The organism is Mucilaginibacter celer (genome assembly GCF_003576455.2).
GTDB classification, from domain to species: domain Bacteria; phylum Bacteroidota; class Bacteroidia; order Sphingobacteriales; family Sphingobacteriaceae; genus Mucilaginibacter; species Mucilaginibacter celer.
On record NZ_CP032869.1, the window covers coordinates 2,007,470 to 2,025,436 of the forward strand.

At 44.0% G+C, this 17,967-nt stretch carries 23 protein-coding genes; 11 read left to right on the forward strand and 12 right to left on the reverse strand.

Annotated elements, in window-relative coordinates:
• Positions 1-97: 97 nt before the first annotated feature.
• Positions 98-1,306, reverse strand: a complete 1,209-nt coding sequence (locus tag HYN43_RS07870) for a zinc-dependent alcohol dehydrogenase (protein WP_119408920.1) — start codon at positions 1,304-1,306, stop codon at positions 98-100.
• Positions 1,307-1,611: 305 nt separating this feature from the next.
• Here HYN43_RS07870 and HYN43_RS07875 point away from each other — a divergent pair, with 305 nt between their 5' ends.
• From HYN43_RS07875 to HYN43_RS07900, 5 genes are all read left to right on the forward strand, one after another.
• Positions 1,612-2,568: a manganese catalase family protein gene (locus HYN43_RS07875; RefSeq protein ID WP_119408921.1), complete on the forward strand. Its 957-nt coding sequence runs from the start codon at positions 1,612-1,614 to the stop codon at positions 2,566-2,568.
• Positions 2,565-2,828, forward strand: coding sequence for a hypothetical protein (locus HYN43_RS07880; RefSeq protein ID WP_119408922.1), 264 nt, complete (start codon positions 2,565-2,567; stop codon positions 2,826-2,828). Before HYN43_RS07875 ends, HYN43_RS07880 begins: the two co-directional genes overlap by 4 nt.
• A gap of 4 nt (positions 2,829-2,832) precedes the next feature.
• Positions 2,833-3,939, forward strand: a complete 1,107-nt coding sequence (gene tal / locus HYN43_RS07885; protein ID WP_119408923.1) for a transaldolase — start codon at positions 2,833-2,835, stop codon at positions 3,937-3,939.
• Between the two features lie 20 nt (positions 3,940-3,959).
• Positions 3,960-5,087, forward strand: coding sequence for a DUF892 family protein (locus HYN43_RS30725; protein ID WP_245447198.1), 1,128 nt, complete (start codon positions 3,960-3,962; stop codon positions 5,085-5,087).
• A 226-nt stretch (positions 5,088-5,313) separates the two neighbouring features.
• A complete protein-coding gene (locus tag HYN43_RS07900) occupies positions 5,314-5,655 on the forward strand; it encodes a hypothetical protein (protein WP_162996371.1) in 342 nt (113 codons plus the stop codon).
• Positions 5,656-5,772: 117 nt separating this feature from the next.
• Here HYN43_RS07900 and HYN43_RS07905 read toward each other — a convergent pair whose 3' ends face one another.
• The 3 genes from HYN43_RS07905 to HYN43_RS07915 all read right to left on the reverse strand — a co-directional run bounded on the left by HYN43_RS07905 (position 5,773) and on the right by HYN43_RS07915 (position 7,522).
• Positions 5,773-6,090 carry a hypothetical protein gene (locus HYN43_RS07905; protein ID WP_119408925.1) on the reverse strand — a complete coding sequence of 106 codons (318 nt, stop codon included), beginning with the start codon at positions 6,088-6,090 and terminating at the stop codon, positions 5,773-5,775.
• Between the two features lie 78 nt (positions 6,091-6,168).
• Positions 6,169-6,579 (reverse strand): response regulator, encoded by a 411-nt coding sequence (locus HYN43_RS07910; protein WP_119408926.1) that lies wholly within the window; start codon positions 6,577-6,579, stop codon positions 6,169-6,171.
• Positions 6,580-6,703: 124 nt separating this feature from the next.
• Positions 6,704-7,522, reverse strand: a complete 819-nt coding sequence (locus tag HYN43_RS07915) for a hypothetical protein (protein WP_119408927.1) — start codon at positions 7,520-7,522, stop codon at positions 6,704-6,706.
• A 533-nt stretch (positions 7,523-8,055) separates the two neighbouring features.
• Between HYN43_RS07915 and HYN43_RS30245 the strand changes: the two genes are divergently transcribed.
• Positions 8,056-8,226: a hypothetical protein gene (locus HYN43_RS30245; RefSeq protein ID WP_162996372.1), complete on the forward strand. Its 171-nt coding sequence runs from the start codon at positions 8,056-8,058 to the stop codon at positions 8,224-8,226.
• Between the two features lie 55 nt (positions 8,227-8,281).
• Here HYN43_RS30245 and HYN43_RS30945 read toward each other — a convergent pair whose 3' ends face one another.
• The 8 genes from HYN43_RS30945 to HYN43_RS07950 form a co-directional block, all read right to left on the reverse strand.
• Positions 8,282-8,410, reverse strand: coding sequence for a hypothetical protein (locus HYN43_RS30945; protein ID WP_205589896.1), 129 nt, complete (start codon positions 8,408-8,410; stop codon positions 8,282-8,284).
• A complete protein-coding gene (locus tag HYN43_RS07920) occupies positions 8,407-9,006 on the reverse strand; it encodes a DUF72 domain-containing protein (protein WP_205589897.1) in 600 nt (199 codons plus the stop codon). The genes HYN43_RS30945 and HYN43_RS07920 overlap by 4 nt, the downstream gene beginning before the upstream one ends.
• A gap of 60 nt (positions 9,007-9,066) precedes the next feature.
• Positions 9,067-9,624, reverse strand: coding sequence for a YciE/YciF ferroxidase family protein (locus tag HYN43_RS07925; protein ID WP_119408928.1), 558 nt, complete (start codon positions 9,622-9,624; stop codon positions 9,067-9,069).
• Positions 9,625-9,731: 107 nt separating this feature from the next.
• Entirely contained in the window at positions 9,732-9,884 is a 153-nt protein-coding gene (locus tag HYN43_RS30250) for a hypothetical protein (protein ID WP_162996373.1), read from the reverse strand.
• 27 nt (positions 9,885-9,911) lie between these two features.
• Positions 9,912-10,595 carry a response regulator gene (locus tag HYN43_RS30610; RefSeq protein ID WP_205589898.1) on the reverse strand — a complete coding sequence of 228 codons (684 nt, stop codon included), beginning with the start codon at positions 10,593-10,595 and terminating at the stop codon, positions 9,912-9,914.
• 39 nt (positions 10,596-10,634) lie between these two features.
• Positions 10,635-11,537 carry a glycosyltransferase family 9 protein gene (locus tag HYN43_RS07940; protein ID WP_119408930.1) on the reverse strand — a complete coding sequence of 301 codons (903 nt, stop codon included), beginning with the start codon at positions 11,535-11,537 and terminating at the stop codon, positions 10,635-10,637.
• Positions 11,538-11,627: 90 nt separating this feature from the next.
• Complete coding sequence (locus HYN43_RS07945) at positions 11,628-12,503, reverse strand: glycosyltransferase family 2 protein (protein WP_205589899.1); 876 nt, start codon at positions 12,501-12,503, stop codon at positions 11,628-11,630.
• Complete coding sequence (locus HYN43_RS07950) at positions 12,415-14,220, reverse strand: carbamoyltransferase family protein (RefSeq protein WP_119408931.1); 1,806 nt, start codon at positions 14,218-14,220, stop codon at positions 12,415-12,417. The genes HYN43_RS07945 and HYN43_RS07950 overlap by 89 nt, the downstream gene beginning before the upstream one ends.
• Before the next feature lie 388 nt (positions 14,221-14,608).
• Here HYN43_RS07950 and HYN43_RS07955 point away from each other — a divergent pair, with 388 nt between their 5' ends.
• The 5 genes from HYN43_RS07955 to HYN43_RS07975 are packed head-to-tail and all read left to right on the forward strand — an operon-like array spanning position 14,609 to position 17,897.
• Positions 14,609-15,652 (forward strand): fatty acid desaturase, encoded by a 1,044-nt coding sequence (locus HYN43_RS07955; RefSeq protein ID WP_119408932.1) that lies wholly within the window; start codon positions 14,609-14,611, stop codon positions 15,650-15,652.
• A 31-nt stretch (positions 15,653-15,683) separates the two neighbouring features.
• Entirely contained in the window at positions 15,684-16,205 is a 522-nt protein-coding gene (locus tag HYN43_RS07960) for a DUF892 family protein (protein ID WP_119408933.1), read from the forward strand.
• 11 nt (positions 16,206-16,216) lie between these two features.
• Positions 16,217-16,579: a single-stranded DNA-binding protein gene (locus HYN43_RS07965; RefSeq protein ID WP_119408934.1), complete on the forward strand. Its 363-nt coding sequence runs from the start codon at positions 16,217-16,219 to the stop codon at positions 16,577-16,579.
• Positions 16,576-16,872 (forward strand): RNA polymerase sigma factor, encoded by a 297-nt coding sequence (locus tag HYN43_RS07970; protein ID WP_119408935.1) that lies wholly within the window; start codon positions 16,576-16,578, stop codon positions 16,870-16,872. The genes HYN43_RS07965 and HYN43_RS07970 overlap by 4 nt, the downstream gene beginning before the upstream one ends.
• The gene (locus HYN43_RS07975) at positions 16,869-17,897 is read left to right on the forward strand and encodes a chemotaxis protein CheB (RefSeq protein WP_119408936.1); all 1,029 of its coding nucleotides are present in this window, start codon (positions 16,869-16,871) and stop codon (positions 17,895-17,897) included. The genes HYN43_RS07970 and HYN43_RS07975 overlap by 4 nt, the downstream gene beginning before the upstream one ends.
• The last annotated feature ends 70 nt before the right edge of the window (positions 17,898-17,967 follow it).

A 17,967-nucleotide genomic window follows, 5' to 3' on the forward strand; every position in this document is an offset into this window, starting at 1 on the left:
TTTTATTGTTAAGGAAGCGAGGTCGATTACATAGTGGAAACCTTCTATTATTTTTTCCGGCACTGCTGTCGTATTTTCCATAGGTGGATGCTGATGTTTAGTTTTCTATTTTTACAGGTACGTTATTATCCGTTGGTTTTATCCGTTCCCAGGGTTTTAACACCACTTTCACGCAATCCTCTTCTTTTTTATCGAAGATCTCGTAACCATACGTCACTTCGCTCAGGGGAAGGGTGTGGGTAATAATATCGTCCAGTACTACTTTTTCTTCTTTTACCAATTCAATTAAATGGTCTATGTAATTCAAAACAGGCGCCTGGCCCATTTTAAGTGTTATACCTTTATCAAACAGGCGGTGTAGCGGGAAATTGTCATACGTTGAACCATAAACGCCCATAATAGATACTGTCCCCATCCGGCGAACAGCTTTAAAAGCCATATCCAGTACTTTCATGCTGCCCACCTCAAAATTGATCAGGGCTTTTGCCTTATCTATAATATTGCGTTCGGGTTCAAAGCCTACAGCATCTACACAAACATCGGCACCACGGCCGCCGGTTATCGCGCGGATGGCTTCTACCACATCAACTTCATTAGGGTTAAGTGTTTCCACCTTATTCACGGCTTTAGCTTTTTCTAAGCGATAATTCAACGGATCAATTGCGATCACGCGGCTTGCGCCGTTGATCCAGGCTGCTTTCTGTGCCATCAATCCAACAGGGCCCGAGCCAAATATGGCCACAACCTCGCCGCCTTTTAGCTGTGCCCAATCGATTGCGGACCAGCCGGTAGGGAAAATGTCTGTCAGGAACAAAACCTGCTCATCGGTCATATTATCCGGTACAATCCTCGGGCTGATATCCGCGTAAGGCACACGTACATATTGCGCCTGTCCGCCGGAATACCCTCCATACAGGTCGGTATATCCAAATAGTGCAGCGCCTTTTTGACCGGCCATATCGCCGTCAGGCCCGTAATGTTTGTAATTGGAATTTTCGCAGGCTGGCGAAGCGTCATGTTGACAGAAAAAACAATGGCCGCAGGATATTGGGAATGGTACTACCACGCGGTCGCCCTTTTTTAATTTGGTTACGCCTTTACCAACTTCTTCAACAATGCCCATAAACTCATGCCCCATTATCATAGGTTTTGGTTGCGGTACGCCGCCGCTCAGGATATGCAGGTCGGAACCGCATATAGCAGTAGAGGTAACTTTTAAAATGACATCGTTATCCTGTTCTAAACGAGGATCTTCAACGGTATCATAACGGATATCGCCGGGTTTGTGAAATACTGCAGCTTTCATAGTTGGATTTTTTTAATCTATCTATTTAACTTAAAGTGAAAATATTTGTTTTTTTAATTTATAATATAAATAAAATGAAGCCCGGTAGCCTTGCACTTACAGGTAGTAATTAATTGTGATGTGTGGATCTCGAGGGTTAGCCGATAAATTTACGGCACAAAAATTTTCATCAACTTAAAAAATATGATAATATTTTAATTTTAAGTTGAAACATTTGGTGCTTCCCATAGTTGTATTAGTAAACGATCCTTCTCTATCAAGCTCTTGCCCAATCATTTCATTTAACATCTACTAAAATTACATTTATGTTTCACCACGTTAAATCACTACAATTTAATGCCAGGGTTTCGCGCCCTGACCCCCGCTTTGCTAACCTTTTACTGGAGCAATTTGGCGGCGAAAACGGCGAACTTGCTGCCGCCATGCAATATTTTACACAAGCATTTGGCGCCAAGGTTCCGTATCCCGACAAGTACGATATGCTGATGGATATCGCCACCGAAGAATTCAGTCACCTGGAAATTGTTGGCGCTACTATCCAAATGCTGCTGAAAGGCGTTAACGGCGAGTTGAAAAACGCTGCCGATAGTTCGGAGATTATGCAGGTAATGAATGGCAAAGCTGCTAAAGAAAACATCATCCACGAGGCATTAACTGCTAACCCGCAGTTTGTAATGATTACCGGCGGTGGTGTAACTCCGCGCAACAGCCAGGGCATCCCATGGTGCGCATCGTACATCCACTCCAATGGAGATCTTACTGTCGATCTGCGCAGTAACCTCGCGTCCGAATCAAGGGCCAAACTGGTTTACGAACACCTGATGAAATTTACTGACGATCCTTATATTCACGAAACGCTGTCGTTTTTAATGACCCGCGAAGTAGCGCATTATAAAATGTTTGAAGCCGCGCTGAATAGCATCCCTGATAACTTCCCGCCGGGTGTGCTTGCTGCCGATCCTCGCTATACTCAGCAAGTTTACAATCTTTCCGACGGTGCTGTACGCGGCCCGTGGAACGAAGGTGAAATGCCGGGAATAGGCAAGGAATGGGTTTTTGTTGAACAACCTTTACAGCAGGTGCAGGAAACGGAAGGCCAAACTAACCTGCCCCAGGATTTCAGCAGGGATTTAAAAGCCTCTGAAAAACTAAACCAGGAAATGAGCGCGGTGAAAAGCGCAGAAGTGAAAAATGCCGAGCCAAAAGGTGTTGCACAGTGGAGCACTTATGAGGCTGTTAGCACACCAACGGTATTAAAATGAAAAAAGTAATTCGGTATACCGGCACTTTGGCTGCCCTAACCACCTCTGTTTTCGCTTGTAATTCCGGCGATAGTCATAAACAAATCAATAACAGCCAGGATACCACGAGTGTAAATAAAGCAGGTGGGCCAGCCATCCGTGATACAACTACAATTAATAAAGATCGACACGATTCTGCCATTGCACCCGCAACCGATTCAATGAGCAAGGGTAATGCTGATCCGTCAGTGCACATGTCTGCTAAGCCGATTAAAAAATAATTTTATGCAAAACACCAACAAGGTTAAACAGATCCATACCGATTTTAAGCAAAGCATCTGGCTTGACTTTATCGACCGGCAGATAATGCGTTCAGGACGGTTGCAACAAATGATAAACGAGGATGGCATCCGGGAGGTAACCTCCAATCCGGCCATCTTTGAGCAGGCTATCAGTTCGAGTGCCGATTATGATGCGGATATCCTGGAACTGGCCAAAACAGACGTCGATCCTGAGTGTGTCTTTTTCGGTCTCGCTATCAGCGACATACAGCAGGCGGCAGATATGTTTGCGCCTGTTTATAACGAGGAAGTAAGCGGGGCCGATGGTTATGTAAGCCTGGAGGTTTCGCCGTTGCTTGCGCTTGATGAACCTGCTACCATAGCTCAGGCCAGGGAACTTTGGCAAAGGGTTGACCGCAAAAATGTGATGATCAAAATACCCGGTACGTTGCCCTGCCTGCCAGCTATCCGTACAGCTATCACCGAGGGGATTAATATCAATGTCACATTACTCTTTGGGCTTGAACGTTATGAGGCTGTAGCAAACGCTTACATAGAAGGGCTGGAAGATCGTTTGGCGGCAAGGCAACCCGTTAACCAGATAGCTTCAGTTGCGAGTTTTTTCCTGAGCCGTATAGATCTGCTTGTCGATCCTTTGCTTGACGACAAAGATTTGGCAGAAGTGAAAGGCGAAGCTGCAATTGCCTCCGCCAGGGTCGCCTATTCCTTGTATAAACGACTCTTTAGCGGCGAACGCTGGCAAAAATTAGCTGAGGCCGGTGCAAAACCTCAGCGATTGTTGTGGGCCAGTACCGGAAATAAAAACCCAGCTTATCGCGATACCCGGTATATTGAAGAACTGATTGGGCCAGATACCGTAAATACTGCCCCTTTAAGCACTATAGAAGCTTTTCGCGACCACGGCGTAGCGATAGCAAAGCTGGAAAGCGGAACTGAGCAAGCGTTATATATGCTTGAGATGCTTGCCGATGCCGGGCTCAATATGCGGGAGATAGCAGATAAGCTGGAAAAGGAAGGCATTGAAAAATTCGAAGCGCCTTATCAAAAGTTGCTTGCGGCCATCCAAAAAAAAATTCAAACCAATAAATAATCAATCTACCACAAATGGCTATGGAAAACACAGAAAAATCACTTGATGTAATCAACGATCTCATTAAAATTAACAATGACCGTGCCGCCGGTTTTGAAAAAGCAGGCAAAGATTTGAAAGAAGATGAAAACAGCCTGACAGCGGTATTCAGCAAATTAGCAGACGAAAGCCGCCGTAATGTTACGGAGCTTACCAGCCTGGCGTATCAATTTGGAGGCGAAGCAGCTGAAGGTACCAGTACATCCGGCGATTTGCACCGCGCCTGGATTGATATCAAATCAACATTTACAGGCAGCGATCTTACCGCGATCCTTAACGAATGCGAGCGCGGAGAAGATGCCGCCAAAGCTGCATATAAAGATGCATTGGATCCGGAAAACGAATTAAACCCGCAACTGCAACAAGTGTTATTAGCACAGCAGCAGGGAATTGTTGAAGGGCATGATCTGGTGAAATCTCTTCGTAACCAATCTGAAACAGATGTCGATGATAACAACGATTTAGATGATGAATATGTAGCCGCCGAACCTTCGTACGAGGGAGCAGCCGGTGAATACCAAACTCAGGCCGCTTACAACGCTCCGGAATCAGAAACCGTAATTCCTGATGATGAGTGGGAAGAGGAACAGGCTGAGGGTACCGGCGAATCCAAACTGATGGAGTTTTTTGTGAACGAATTGAAAGATTTGTATTGGGCGGAAAACAAGCTGGTGGATACCTTACCGGAAATGGCCGAAGCCGCCACTTCTGCCGAACTCAAAGATGCTTTTGAACAACATCTTACAGAAACAGAAGAGCATGTTGCCCGCCTGGAACAGATTTTTGGCATTTTAGGTTTAGAACCAGATAGTCGTAAATGTGAAGCCATGGCAGGTATTGTTGATGAAGGCGATGAGATCATCAGTGCTACAGAAGAAGGCACAGCACAACGTGATGTAGGCCTGATTTTCGCCGGCCAAAAAGCGGAGCATTATGAGATCGCTTCGTATGGCGGCATGATAGCGTTAGCCAAAACCTTAGGATATTATGATGTTGCAGATTTATTGGTATTAACGCTTGATGAAGAAAAAACAGCGGACGCGCTGCTTACAGAGATCGCCGAGAACCAGGCAAACTTCGCGGCCAGCAACGAGCCTGCAGAAGATTAAGGAAATGGGGTTGTGTATATAGATGGGAGGTCGTCTGGTTTCAGGCGGCCTTTTTTTATGCAATCGTATTACTATTTATTGGGGGATAATTGATTGCTGGTTGAATGAATAAGTTGGATGAAAGTATTCAAATAATAATAGGTAGATTTTAATAGTACTTTAAAAGTATAATGATACTAAGACAACTTCCCGGGGAGATTGCCCCTGTAAATAAGCGTATAAAACCATGGATATTTGTTCTGGAAGTGCTGAATTATTTTTAGATTGCCTGATGAGCTGCGTTATCGATTGCTCCGGTTTTAATTTGAAATTTATTAAACGCGGATCACTGTCGGGGGAAATTAAATTCCAAAATAGAAAGACCAACGAATTATTTGAGGGAAAGTTTGCCGTCAATTATGAACATAACTCTGAAAGAATCATTATTGTTATGTTCATCATAGACGGAGTATTTCAGCGCACAACAAGACGGTGGTTTTTACCGCAAAGCATGTTTATCGCAGATACCGAAAATTTTCATCAAGAACTTAGTTTTATAAGCGATGTAATTAAAAAATCTGTAGGTTAAGGTTTAAATTGTCAGTATAAATCTAAACTTTGAATAGGGGATACATCAGATGCTACATATCTTCAAACGTTACTTTCGGTTAAAAACCGGCGCAGCAGAACAGCTTCAGATTAGCCATCAGGTCAGCTTAACCTTCTTCCAAATGCTATAACCTCCGTACGTAAACATCAGCGCGATAAATATATATACCCAAACAGGAATATTGCTCCCGGCAATAATAAGGTAGAGGTAAGGTGTGCTGAAACTCACAGCGGCCAGCAGTAATGGCACCCTGATGGCCTTCTTTGCCTTCAGGTTTTTAACTATCAGTCCAATGAAAATTACAAGGCAAATCTTGCTGACCAAATAAAGACAGCCCAGCAACAAAGGGTCTACCTCATGTTTTTCGCCAAGGGCGATTACCCAATCCTTAATTACAGTAAAAAAATCCGCCATCAGTGCAATACATATTAAAACATCGATACCTGAGGTGGCGATGAAAGGTGTACTTGTTATCAGCTCCCGATAGCTCCGTTAATTTGAAAAGAAAACGTTTTTGATCGTTCCAAAATCAATTGGTTTTGATAAAAAGTTTTCTATCCGCGGGTTTAAATGCGATTTGACGATGTCTTTCTTAAAAACAGAGGATGAAAGTACGTAGATCTTGCTTTTATGTGTTGGATCGATATCAAGCCTGTCATATTCTTCCATAAACTGCCATCCGTCCATCAGCGGCATTGCCAGGTCAAGAAAAATATAGTCGGGCAAAAGATCATTCCCCAGCGAATTTAGCTCCATCAGCCTGCTGATTGCGGTAATTCCGTTATTGCAGGTTTCGATTACCGGGTTATCAAGCATCTTTTTTATCATTAAATTGAATATTACCCTATCCATCTCAGAATCTTCGATAAGTAAAATGCGGGCTGGCCGATTTGTTGAAATCATTAACACTTAACATGCAAAAGCTTGAATTTGTTTTAGTTAGCTTTGAATTGTATTGCTTAGCTAAATATATGCATCAGAAACATCGTTAAAACGGCAGAAAACAGCGTATTATAATTCTTATAAATTAATTATGATAGCCCTTCAATAACCTTACCCCCAAAAGATAGGGCATAGTAAAGGGGATTGCCGGTATGGTGGCCAGATATCCTGCCATACTAAGCGGCTCAGGCCAGGAAGGAGGGATGATAGTTAGGATAATTCCGGCTATACCAAAGCCACGGTACCAATTACAGGAGACAGAACTAAGCAACTTCGCTTTTTTCATCGCCACGGCAAAAAATGAGGTGGCCAGGTATATAAGAGCAACTTCAGTTACGGCGATGATATAAAACAACTCTTTAAAAGCAACATACCAACCCGGTCTTGGTTCGGTAGGCGATAGCCGAAACCCCTTAAACGTCGTAGGCAGGTAATATCCCCAGAAAGCCATATTCAATAAAAATAAAGGCAGCGCGATGGTTAAAAGGGCGAATCCCAACACGGCATACATACGCTCGCCCGGGTTTTCAAATTTTTCCTTTAAAAGTCCAAAGCCAAGATAAGCGCAAATGCCTCCCACAATAAGTATCGTGTACCGGGTTTGCTGTGTTGCTGCCGTAGTGAGCCAACCGGCTATATTTACCGGAGGGGGGCCCATACCTGCAAAAATTGCGAACAACAACCATGGTACCAGCAATAGCAAAGCGGACGCTATGTAACCGTTGGGCCGGCGGCGCACCAGAAGAAACGCCGCCCGCAACATCAAACCGCTATTCAATAGCCATAATGGCAGGTAAACCGTACAAGATACCGGTCTTATTCCAAATCCGATTGCGGCTACCACCGGCGGTACCAGGTACAGGTAGCACAAAGCCAATTTTTTTGAACGGTTTGTTGTTTCCATGATTTAACTATTGTAAGCTGTGCATTTAAAGTGTTACCGTTGCAAAGGCCGCTGCTTTTCAACCGCCTGCGAAACGTTTATCCTTTACCTAAACAAGGAAGATCTCAAGGTAGGTGTTCTTCCGTTCTGTTAATCTAAAAGCTTATTGAGTACGGTATCTTTGTAATGTAATGAGATATTTTTAATAATTATGACTATTGGAATAATCGTGATGAGAAAATTGTGATCAGTATCTGTTTTTAAAAGCAATTTCTCTAACTATACCTGCTTTTTCGCAGTTTGTAAAAAGTTTTTATTTGTTACATCCGGACGCACGATACCGATATAGCAATTTGTTAAGGCCACGTAAAGTTCACAAACATATATGGTTTTTGAACTATAGTAAGGTTGTGTAAAACAAAAAATGTCCGGAATATTTACAAACGTTAATCGCACTAAGTATCCTTAAGATCATATCCATCGAGGTAATAAAAAATGGACAGTGTATGAAGCTATTGGGGCATGGTATTTGATAATAGCTTAAAAACATCACGATGGAATTACAAAAACATCTACAAATAAAACGCGTAAAGTATGAGAAGCTTGTGCGCGGTCTGATCGTGGCGAACGCCATGCAATTTGGTTACTCTTACAATAAGGACAGCGTTTTTCTTTGGGGCAGTGAATCGTCAATTAATTATTTAAAAGAATTGGCCGGAGTTTAATTGTTCGGCAGCAGCAATTAATCGCTTAAATTTAGTAATGGTGAGTATTCAAGGTTCACTCATTCGCAAACCTGGTTAGGTTTTGGGCGTTGGGAATTGCTGCAACCGCCGCGTCATTATTAAAATAACACCAGGCTTCGTTTATTTTTGAATTTCCTTTTACTTCATCAGCAAATCGCCTCAAGGTATCATCTGAATATGCTGATCGATATAAATCAGGTACGCATGAAAGCGGTAATAGATGGTATCTATATTAGTTATTAACTGGTCGGGTAAGTCGGGATGGCTCATTCCGCAAAAAGTAACGCCCTGTTGTGCCAGGCGTTCATAAACCTTTGGTTCCCACCAGCTGGCATGCCGGAATTCGATCACATTGCTAAAATCCGGGTCCATTTGGTTAATGATCCGCTCCAACCGGTCTTCCGCGTAAGCCAACCGCGGTGGAAGCTGGAAAAGTACCGGACCGAGTTTTTCCTTCAATCCCTCCCTGATGGTATCATAAAAACTGCTCAGCATATCTGCTGTGTTATGGAATTGCTTGAAGTGGGTGATAGCTCTTGGCGTTTTTACCGAGAACCGGAAATCCGCAGGTGCCTGCTCATACCAGTTTTTCAGGACCGATACCTGCGGAAAGCGGTAAAAAGTAACGTTAAGTTCAAGGGTGTCAAACTGACCCGCGTAATATTCAAACCATCGCCTTTGCGGTAAATTATCAGGATAAAAAGTACCCCGCCAATGTTTATAATGAAAACCTGAACAGCCGATATGCCAGTTGATCATCTGATACGATAAAAAAAATCAAAGGCCGACTTTTGGCAGCCCTTGGTTTTTGTTAGCAAATTATTTTGTTTCTGCAGCGGCAGCTTCATTTACATAGTTTTCAGCTACCTGGGTAAGCAGGGAATCCGCGTTTTTCTCCTCGGCGAGGGTTTCGTCGAGCAGGCTTTGTGCTTCGCTAAAGCCCAGGGTGCCGGCCAGCGTACGCAATGTTCCGTAAGACGCAATTTCATAATGTTCAACTTTTTGCGCTGCCGAAATGATCGCTACGTCACGTACCTCGGTTCCTTTTTCGGTATCGGTTAATAGTTCTGTAGCCTCGGCCAAAAGCCCTTCCATCGCAAGGCATTTTTTCGCGGCTGCTTTTTCACCTACCGATTCAAATACGCTTTCGAGCCTGGTGATCTGGTTCTTTGTCTCTTCAAGGTGCGTGGTGATGGTCTGTTTAAGATCTTCAGATGTTGCGCCTTTAATCAGTTTAGGCAGGGCGGTAGCTAAATGCTTTTCGGCCCAATAAATGTCTTTTAATTCGTCAACGAATAATTCTTTCAAAGCGCTTTCGGCTTCGGGTGTGCGGCTTGCAGCTGCTGCAGTCGCTTTTTTGTTTGTTTTTGTAGGCATAATGTAGATTATTAATATTAATTGATTTGATTTGACTGCGATAATCAATCGCTTATATAAGTGCAATTACTATTCCAAGAGTGTGTTTGGTGCGTTAATCTTGATGATCAGGATTTGCTCGTCCAACTACAAACCGTGGCCTGCTTCTTTTTGGGTTGTTTATCTTTTTTTCTGAACCACGCTTGTGCGGATACGAAAGCTATCGGGAGTGCAAAAGCAACGATAAGCGCAACGGTGATATTTCGTTTTGATGTTTTCATAGTGATAGGTATTTGACATTGCATAGTTCACGTCCCGGTACTGCGAGTAGCATCTTCCCTCGTTTTCATTAAATTATAGCGCATGGCATATTTAACCAATGCGGGTGTATTACGGACACCGGTTTTATTGATCATGGATTGCCGGTGGCCCTCAACAGTTCGTTTACTCGTAAATAGCTGATCGGCTATTTCCTGGTTAGTACAGCCGTCGGCAATCAATTGTAATACCTCCATTTCACGTCCCGAAAATTCGATGTTAGGCTCAACAATAAGTGATGCCATTTCGGTTCCCTTTAAAAAAAGGAGGGTAAGCCTTGATGCGAGTTGCGTGCACATATAGTATTTACCCTGATTAACTTGACCGATGGCAAAAATCAGTTCATCACGCGCAACCGATTTGGTTAAATAACTTTTTATCCCCGATTTAAACGCGTCAATCAGGTAGTGTTCCTGGTCTTCCATGGTAAACATGATAGTTTTGATGAAAGGGAAATTCCGGCTGATATGCCCGGCCAGCAAAATCCCGTTAATGCGTGGCAGGTGCATATCGGTAAGAACTACATCTGGCACAACACCCGCGCTTATTAAATCAATTACACTTTCACCGTCTGATGCCTGGGCAAGCACTTCAAATCCCGGCTCATCATTCAACAAGTTTCTTACACCGGCCAAAGTATGTTCATTACCATCTGCTATCAGCACACGTATCATATAGTTTTTTGAGAAAAATTTGAATTTTTATTCGGCAAATTAATCTTTAGGTCCCCAACGGTGTGGTTCGCCATCCATACTGATCACTATGCTTGGTGTTTTAAACGCCGCCGCAATGTGCGATACACCGGTGCAATTTGAAATAAGCAAAGCAGCATCCCAGATCAATGCGCCAACTGCTCCCAGCGATGTTTTTCCTGTGGTGTCTATAGGCGTGTTTTTCATCTGACTGATCATAGCATCGGTAATCTCCGCTTCATCATTTGTACCGGTAATTACGGCCTGGTAGCCCTGGTCGATACAAAAATCGGCAAGTGCTGCAAAATAATTAACCGGCCATTGCCGCCATGATCCGCGCGAGCCGGGGTGGATACAAACGTATCGCTGCGGTTCTATCGGCAGGTTTAATTGGCCTAACTCCAATAAGTCTGCGTTTGATAGGGGGAACTCAAGCTCATTACCCGGGTTGGCGCATCCCAAATGCTCCATCAGAGCAATATGGCGGTCTATTTCCGAGCCGTGGTTTGGATAATCTAAAAAGAACCCGTTATCCGGCGCGTAATGTCCATCGGTTTTAAACCCGGCTAAATGCTTAGCGCCAAATAATTCCATCATGGGGTTTACAACAGAGCCATTGCCCTGCATTTGCAACAACAGATCAAATTGTTCTGCCTGCATTTGTTCAATAAAAACAGGAAATACCTTTGCGTCAAAATATTGTTCAGGTAAGCCGGGAAAACCGGGGAAATGGATAAAGCCATTAAAATAATGATCAAAGCGTTCGGTAAAGCCTTTAGCCCATGGCAAACCTAATAAAATGATTTCAGCATGCGGGTAAGCGCGTCGCAGCGCGCGGATAGCAGGGATGGTACATAACAGATCGCCCAATTGGAGCGCCCTGAAAATGCCGATTTTTTTTATTTCCTGAACAGGTAATTTCATATTTAGATAAATAATACGCGGTATTTAAAAGCCCCATACCATTGCCAATAAATGGAATAAAAAGGAATGAGTGTTGATGTAAAGATCATTTCAGCCACATGTTCCACCGAACGGCTGGTACGGTACAATCGCCTTGTGATGAAGTAAGCTGTGAGTATTAACCAACCCATCCCTCCTGATGCCGTAATTAAAGATGTGTTTGATAATAAGCCTGCTAAAAAAACAACAAAACAGGCTATGATGAAGTAATATAAAACAGGTGGCCATGATTGATTGAATTTTAGCACGGTAAAGTGCCGGGAACTTTTGATAAAGCAAAGCATTAAACAAGGTTTTCTTTTGCTCTTTTAAGCTGATGCCCCAGCGTGCCCGCCTCACAGGATGAACTACCATTGCCTGGTTGACCTTTTTTAGATCAATGTTATGGAAGATCAGTTTAAACTCCAGGTCACTATCTTCACGCCAGGCCATGCTAAACCGTTCGTCAAAACCACCGGTTATGAACAAGGCGAGTTTTGTGCAGGCACAGTTAGCGGTAACAAAATCCGCGGTTTCCAGGCCTGCTGTGTTAAGCTCGTAGTCGGTAGGGCGCTGTCCCCGCGGTACAATAACACGGCCGGTAAATGCCTGCGCCCTGGTTGGATCAACTTCTGCAAGTATTGCGGTAAGCCACCTGTTATCTGGCCGACAATCATCGTCGGTAAACGCTACCACAGCAGCTTTAGCGTTAAGCCAGCCGAGATTTCGCGCCGCGGCCGGCCCCTTTTTATCCGGCAAGCCGAAATAACGGATATTTAACAGCCTGTTAAAATCACTCACGGCTGCGCGGGTCTCCTGATCGGGGCCGTCGCTTATTACTAATATTTCAAATTCCTGTTTATTCAGTAACTGCAACTGCAGCGCTTTCAGGCATTTGCTGAGTAATTGTGGTCGTTTGTATGTCGGGATTACTATTGATATCTGCATTTTTTTCAATTATAAATGAACCAATGACCAAAGCATCAAAAGGGGAGCTCCAAAAACATTCAATAGCATCGCGTGGTGTGCAAACTATAGGTTTGCCAAGCGTATTGAACGAAGTATTGATCAGCACCGGAACGCCGATTTTGCGATAGAAGGCTTTTAGCAGATCATAATATTTTTTGTTTTGTTGTTCGTTCACTGTTTGTATCCGGGCTGTGCCATCGGTATGCCGCACGGCGGGGATGCGGTCGGCTTTATCCGCTTTTACATCGTATATAAATAACATAAACGGCGAATATTCGGCACTTTCAAACCAGTTGGCGGCTTCCTCTTCAAGCACCACCGGCGCCACCGGCCGAAAGTCTTCCCTGTCTTTTACCTCGTTTAAGCGCGCCTGCATTTCGGGATTAATAGGGGAGGCCAGTATGGAGCGGTTACCCAAAGCCCTTGGGTCAAATTCCATCCGGTTTTGGTACCAGCCTATTATCTTATCCTGTGCAAGCACTTCGGCTGTTTCTTCGGCAATGTTTTCCATGCGGCGGTATGGCACTTTGCTCCATTTCATGAACTTTTCAATTTCATCGTCGTTGTATTCCGGTCCCAAATAGGCATGGTCCATCACAAATTCACGTTCATTGCTTTTTCGCTGCTGCGCGTCTATCCATAATGCTGCGCCTAAAGCGGTACCATCATCGCCAGATGCCGGCTGCCCCCAGATATTGTTAAATGCTTTGGCATCTCTTATACGTGCATTGGCCACACAGTTAAGTGCCACGCCGCCTGCCATGCACAAATTTGCCGAGCCGGTTTCTTTTTGCAGCCAGCTGGTTATATCCAGCAAAGTTTCCTCCAGTACCAATTGCAACGAATGCGCTATATTGAAATGATGAGCTGTAAATTCGTGATGGCGCAACCGTTGCGGGCCAAACCGCTCTGTGAAATTTTGATTGGTAATAGTATACTGGCCGTTAGCGCTTAAACTGATCATCTCCCGAAAATCCTTCACAAAATCGGTATTGCCATAAGATGCCAAAGCCATTACCTTATATTCGTCCGACGAGTGCAGGAAGCCCAGGTGGGTTGTAACCTGTTCGTAAAGCAAGCCCAAAGAGTGGGGCATATTTACCTGGCCTATGCGCGTTAGCTGTTGCCCGCTGCCAAAATTATAAGTTGTTGTGGCCAGTTCACCGCGCCCGTCAACGGTCATCACCGCGGCCTCATCAAAAGGCGAACAATTGAACGCGCTGGCGGCGTGGGCCAAATGGTGCTCCACGTAATGCCATTGCTCCGGTTTTATGTTAGCGCCGATAAAGCGTTTTTGCAGGTGATGAGGGTACCCATCGTTAAGCTGTGCGCGAGCATTAATAATGGAAGATAAAAACAGCGGGTCCCATACGTTCAGCCAATCGTTGTTATCAATTTTTCCGTTGTTTTCAAATGGTATCTCTATGGTTGATTTATCGCGGTATTGTTCGCCAACCAGCAGGTAAGGATCAAACGAATAAGCTACATGTTCTAAATCGTTGACATGAATGTCGGCTATACACAAGCAATAATCAATGGCATGAAAAGGCAATTCCCAGGTTGAAAACGGTACCGGCCTTTTACCATGTTTAAAGTGGGTGAACCGTTCCTCCTCGGCCGCCGCGATAAGCTGTCCGTCTTTTATTAAACATGCCGCCGAGTCGTGAAAAACGGCGTTTATTCCTAATGTATACATACTTTATAGTTTCTAACCTGTTCGTTTTCAGCTTAAATAACATGGGCACCGTTCATGCAGTTTTTGGCATCTCCCAAACAGGTCATAAAATAGGTATGCGGATGTAAAGTTGTATTTATTAAGTTATTGAAAACCAACGGTTTTTCTGTATGCCATCAAAGTAATTTGTTCAATATTCAGTAGTTATAACTACAATTTAACGTAGTTTACGCAATTACAGGATGATATAACCTTGTTAAGTCACTGATAATTGAAACGGCTACTTTAAAACATCAGGTATTTATCCCGGTTAATGTGTGTTTTTACTCACCGATGTAAAAATCCCTAACCCGAACTTTGGTAAAAGCGGAAAACTGTGGTTTTATCGTCGTTTACTTAAAAAGCAAAAATGCCATTCTTAGATTATGTATTGCAAACTCCATCGTATGGTTGGAAGGACCCTGCCGGGGCCCTGGTTAAACCAACGTCCGGTCAAATTTTAAAAGAGTTTTTTTTAAGGTTAAATCTGTTTAGAACCCGTAAAAACTGGCTGCCGGTATTTAGCTGGCTGAAGGTGATTTGCCTTTCTGTTTTTTTTGCAATGTTTTTGATTTACTATTTGAGCTGGTGGACGTTGCTGGCTGCCTTTGTATATGGCATGATCATTATGGGTACCCATGGTACCATCTGGCATCACCGGTATTGCACGCACGGAGCCTATAAGTTTCGTAACGGTTTCTGGCGCTTTATTACGCAAAACCTCACCATCAATGTGATCCCCGAAGAAATTTATGTGATCTCTCACCATGTTCACCATTCTAAATCAGATCAGCCGGGCGACCCTTATAACGCGCAGGCCGGTTTTCTTTATTGCTTTTTGGCCGATGTGAACCATCAGCCAATCGCTAAAGATCTGAGCGAAGGCGATTACAGCAGGGTGCGATCCCTCATGAAACATACAGGTGTAAAAGCCAATACCTACGCGCAATATCAGCAATGGGGATCGTACGTTAATCCTTACAAGGCAATATTATCATGGATTCTGAACTGGGGCTTTTGGTATGGGGCATTTTACCTGTTGGGCGGAAATGCACTCGTGTTTAGTTTGTTTGGAGCTGCCGGTTTTTGGGCAGTTGGCGTGCGCACTTTTAATTATGACGGCCACGCCAAGGGCCAGGACAAACAACGCGAGGGAACGGATTATAACCAGAACGATAAATCGATCAACCAGTTATGGCCAGGCTTGGTAGCCGGCGAATGGCACAACAACCATCATTTATATCCTAAAAGCGCCCGTAGTGGTTTTAAACCGCACCAGGTAGATCTGGCCTGGTATTATATCAGGATGATGAGTTGGCTGGGCGCGGTTACGGAGTACAGGGATAACAAAAAGCAGTTTTATGAGCACTACTATCTGCCATATAAAAAAGCCAACCTAAATCAAAAACTGTAATCAGCTTAAATATACAAATCAACGCCCCGTAATGAGTGAACCCGTAAATATTGAAAAAACCTCCGGTTATGTATTAAAGCCGGATCAGCTTCGGATTTTTTTTACTGATCACCTCAGCCGAATTTTCTGTGCTAAATCGCATTTATTTGAGCGATTGCCCGAACTCGCAGATGAGGCCCATTTTAAAGATTTGAAACAAGCTGTTTTAGAAACCTGGGAAGATATAGGCAAACAAATAGCCCGGATAGAAGAAATATTTACGTTGCTTGATGAAGCTCCGTCTTTAAGAAACTGTGAGGAACTGATCGTTTTCATAGAGTCGGGGTTTTCAGGTATTTATCATAAAAAGGAAAACCTGGAACTACGTGATCTCTCCATATTATTTTATTTATCAGTTATTGAAAGCGTAGAACTGTCTTCCTTTAAATTATTACAAATGGCTGCTGTAAAGTTGCCCGATAAGCGGATTCAACAATTGCTTAAGGAAAACTTCGACGAATCGAAAGCAGACAGGAGCTTGTTTGTCCTGATAGCCGCACGGTACGTCAATTAATCAACAAAACAATGTCAGGGATAAATAAAGTTGTGCTTATAGGAAATGTAGGAGAAGATCCGGCACTCCGATTTATCGGAGACGATATTGCTGTTGCAAGTTTCCGGTTGCTTACCGCGGAGCAAGTCATTAAAAATGGTGTTAAAACCGGGCATAACGAATGCCATAATATTGTGATGTTGCGCAGCGTAGCAGAGCATGCTTTTAAAGTGTTAAAAAAAGGCAAGCTGATTTGTGTGGAAGGCAAACTTCAAACCCGCTTTTTAGATGATCCTCCGGGTATGAAAAAAATTACCGAGGTTGTAGCGTTTTATTTCAGGTTGTTGGGCAGAAGCAGCGATTTTGAAGAAGCGCCTGATAGAATAGAAATATGAAAATTTACCCGGCAGGCACCAGGATCTCCGATGCCGACCTTTGCCCGCTGATACGATGCGATGAGAAAAAAGGCGCCGGCATGTTGTATGACGCTTACGCGAATTTTCTTTTTCTCAATATCATGCGCAAAGTACAAAACAGGGAGCTGGCAGAGCGACTTCTTGAAGAAACGTTTAAAAAAGTCTGGCATTCAATACCTGATTACAAAATAAACAAAGAGCGAATTTACACCTGGATGAAAGCGATAGCCGACGACTTAGCCAAACACGCTTTATCTCAACTCAACAAATGAAGATAATATCAACGATATTCAGTCCGGAAAGTGGTAAAATTGTTGTAATTGGTACATCTGCCGGCGGCATGAGCGCTTCCATAAAACTGTTGCAACAATTCCCGGTTGATTTTCCGGCACCTATACTTATGGTACAACATATATCCGGTGACGCCTCCGGCGATGCCCTTTTGCAGGCATTAAATGAAAGTATTGAGCTTAAATGCGTTCATGCAATACAGGATGCCCATCTTGAAAACGGAAAGGTGTATCTCGCCCCATCCGATCACCATTTGATGGTATCTAAAAGCGGGCATGTGCAGATAACCAAAGGAGCGCAGGAAAACCGATCAAGGCCGGCCATCGACCCTTTGTTCCGCTCGGCAGCGGTGGCTTTTGGCAACCGGGTAATTGGCATCATACTTACCGGATATCTGGACGATGGCACAGCGGGCCTTATTGCTATTAAACGCTGTGGTGGTACCTGTATAATACAAGAACCTAACGACGCGGAATATCCCGATATGCCCCAAAACGCGTTGAACCAGGTGAAAACGATTTACAGGTTACCTATAGCTAAAATGGGCGCTGCACTCATGAAAATATTGGCAGCCCCGGCAAAAAAACAAGTTGAAATACCAAAGGATATTGAACTGGAGGTGAAGATTGCCGAACGCGTGCTCAGCGACCTTGCCGCCGTTAACGAACTGGGCAACCAGGTGCCTTTTAACTGTCCCGGTTGCGGCGGCGTGTTATGGAAAATAAAAAAAGGATCGTTTTTAAGGTACCGATGCCATACCGGCCACGCCTATACTGCTGCGAGTTTGGTAGCCGAGCAAACCAATAAAATCGAGGAAACCATGTGGGTAGCGTTACGCATGTTTGAGGAACGACGAAACCTGCTAACCACGCTCGCCAAAGGACAAACGGGGGCGGCCGCGCGTTCGGCCGAAGAGCGCGCGGCTTTGTCGCAGGTGCATATTGATAGGATCAGGGCAATTTTATTGGCTGATGATAAGGCTACTAAAAGCGATCTGCCCTCATAGCCTGCTTTAAACAGGAGTGTATGGCAGATTGCCGCCGATTATAATTACCTTTAACCTTATAAACAAACCA

Coding starts and splice junctions, on each gene's coding strand:
- HYN43_RS07870 (WP_119408920.1), bottom strand. CDS start 1,306: ATGAAAGCTGCAGTATTTCACAAACCCGGCGATATCCGTTATGATACC.
- HYN43_RS07875 (WP_119408921.1), top strand. CDS start 1,612: ATGTTTCACCACGTTAAATCACTACAATTTAATGCCAGGGTTTCGCGC.
- HYN43_RS07880 (WP_119408922.1), top strand. CDS start 2,565: ATGAAAAAAGTAATTCGGTATACCGGCACTTTGGCTGCCCTAACCACC.
- tal (WP_119408923.1), top strand. CDS start 2,833: ATGCAAAACACCAACAAGGTTAAACAGATCCATACCGATTTTAAGCAA.
- HYN43_RS30725 (WP_245447198.1), top strand. CDS start 3,960: ATGGAAAACACAGAAAAATCACTTGATGTAATCAACGATCTCATTAAA.
- HYN43_RS07900 (WP_162996371.1), top strand. CDS start 5,314: ATGGATATTTGTTCTGGAAGTGCTGAATTATTTTTAGATTGCCTGATG.
- HYN43_RS07905 (WP_119408925.1), bottom strand. CDS start 6,090: ATGGCGGATTTTTTTACTGTAATTAAGGATTGGGTAATCGCCCTTGGC.
- HYN43_RS07910 (WP_119408926.1), bottom strand. CDS start 6,579: ATGATTTCAACAAATCGGCCAGCCCGCATTTTACTTATCGAAGATTCT.
- HYN43_RS07915 (WP_119408927.1), bottom strand. CDS start 7,522: ATGGAAACAACAAACCGTTCAAAAAAATTGGCTTTGTGCTACCTGTAC.
- HYN43_RS30245 (WP_162996372.1), top strand. CDS start 8,056: ATGGAATTACAAAAACATCTACAAATAAAACGCGTAAAGTATGAGAAG.
- HYN43_RS07920 (WP_205589897.1), bottom strand. CDS start 9,006: ATGATCAACTGGCATATCGGCTGTTCAGGTTTTCATTATAAACATTGG.
- HYN43_RS07925 (WP_119408928.1), bottom strand. CDS start 9,624: ATGCCTACAAAAACAAACAAAAAAGCGACTGCAGCAGCTGCAAGCCGC.
- HYN43_RS30250 (WP_162996373.1), bottom strand. CDS start 9,884: ATGAAAACATCAAAACGAAATATCACCGTTGCGCTTATCGTTGCTTTT.
- HYN43_RS30610 (WP_205589898.1), bottom strand. CDS start 10,595: ATGATACGTGTGCTGATAGCAGATGGTAATGAACATACTTTGGCCGGT.
- HYN43_RS07940 (WP_119408930.1), bottom strand. CDS start 11,537: ATGAAATTACCTGTTCAGGAAATAAAAAAAATCGGCATTTTCAGGGCG.
- HYN43_RS07945 (WP_205589899.1), bottom strand. CDS start 12,503: ATGCAGATATCAATAGTAATCCCGACATACAAACGACCACAATTACTC.
- HYN43_RS07950 (WP_119408931.1), bottom strand. CDS start 14,220: ATGTATACATTAGGAATAAACGCCGTTTTTCACGACTCGGCGGCATGT.
- HYN43_RS07955 (WP_119408932.1), top strand. CDS start 14,609: ATGCCATTCTTAGATTATGTATTGCAAACTCCATCGTATGGTTGGAAG.
- HYN43_RS07960 (WP_119408933.1), top strand. CDS start 15,684: ATGAGTGAACCCGTAAATATTGAAAAAACCTCCGGTTATGTATTAAAG.
- HYN43_RS07965 (WP_119408934.1), top strand. CDS start 16,217: ATGTCAGGGATAAATAAAGTTGTGCTTATAGGAAATGTAGGAGAAGAT.
- HYN43_RS07970 (WP_119408935.1), top strand. CDS start 16,576: ATGAAAATTTACCCGGCAGGCACCAGGATCTCCGATGCCGACCTTTGC.
- HYN43_RS07975 (WP_119408936.1), top strand. CDS start 16,869: ATGAAGATAATATCAACGATATTCAGTCCGGAAAGTGGTAAAATTGTT.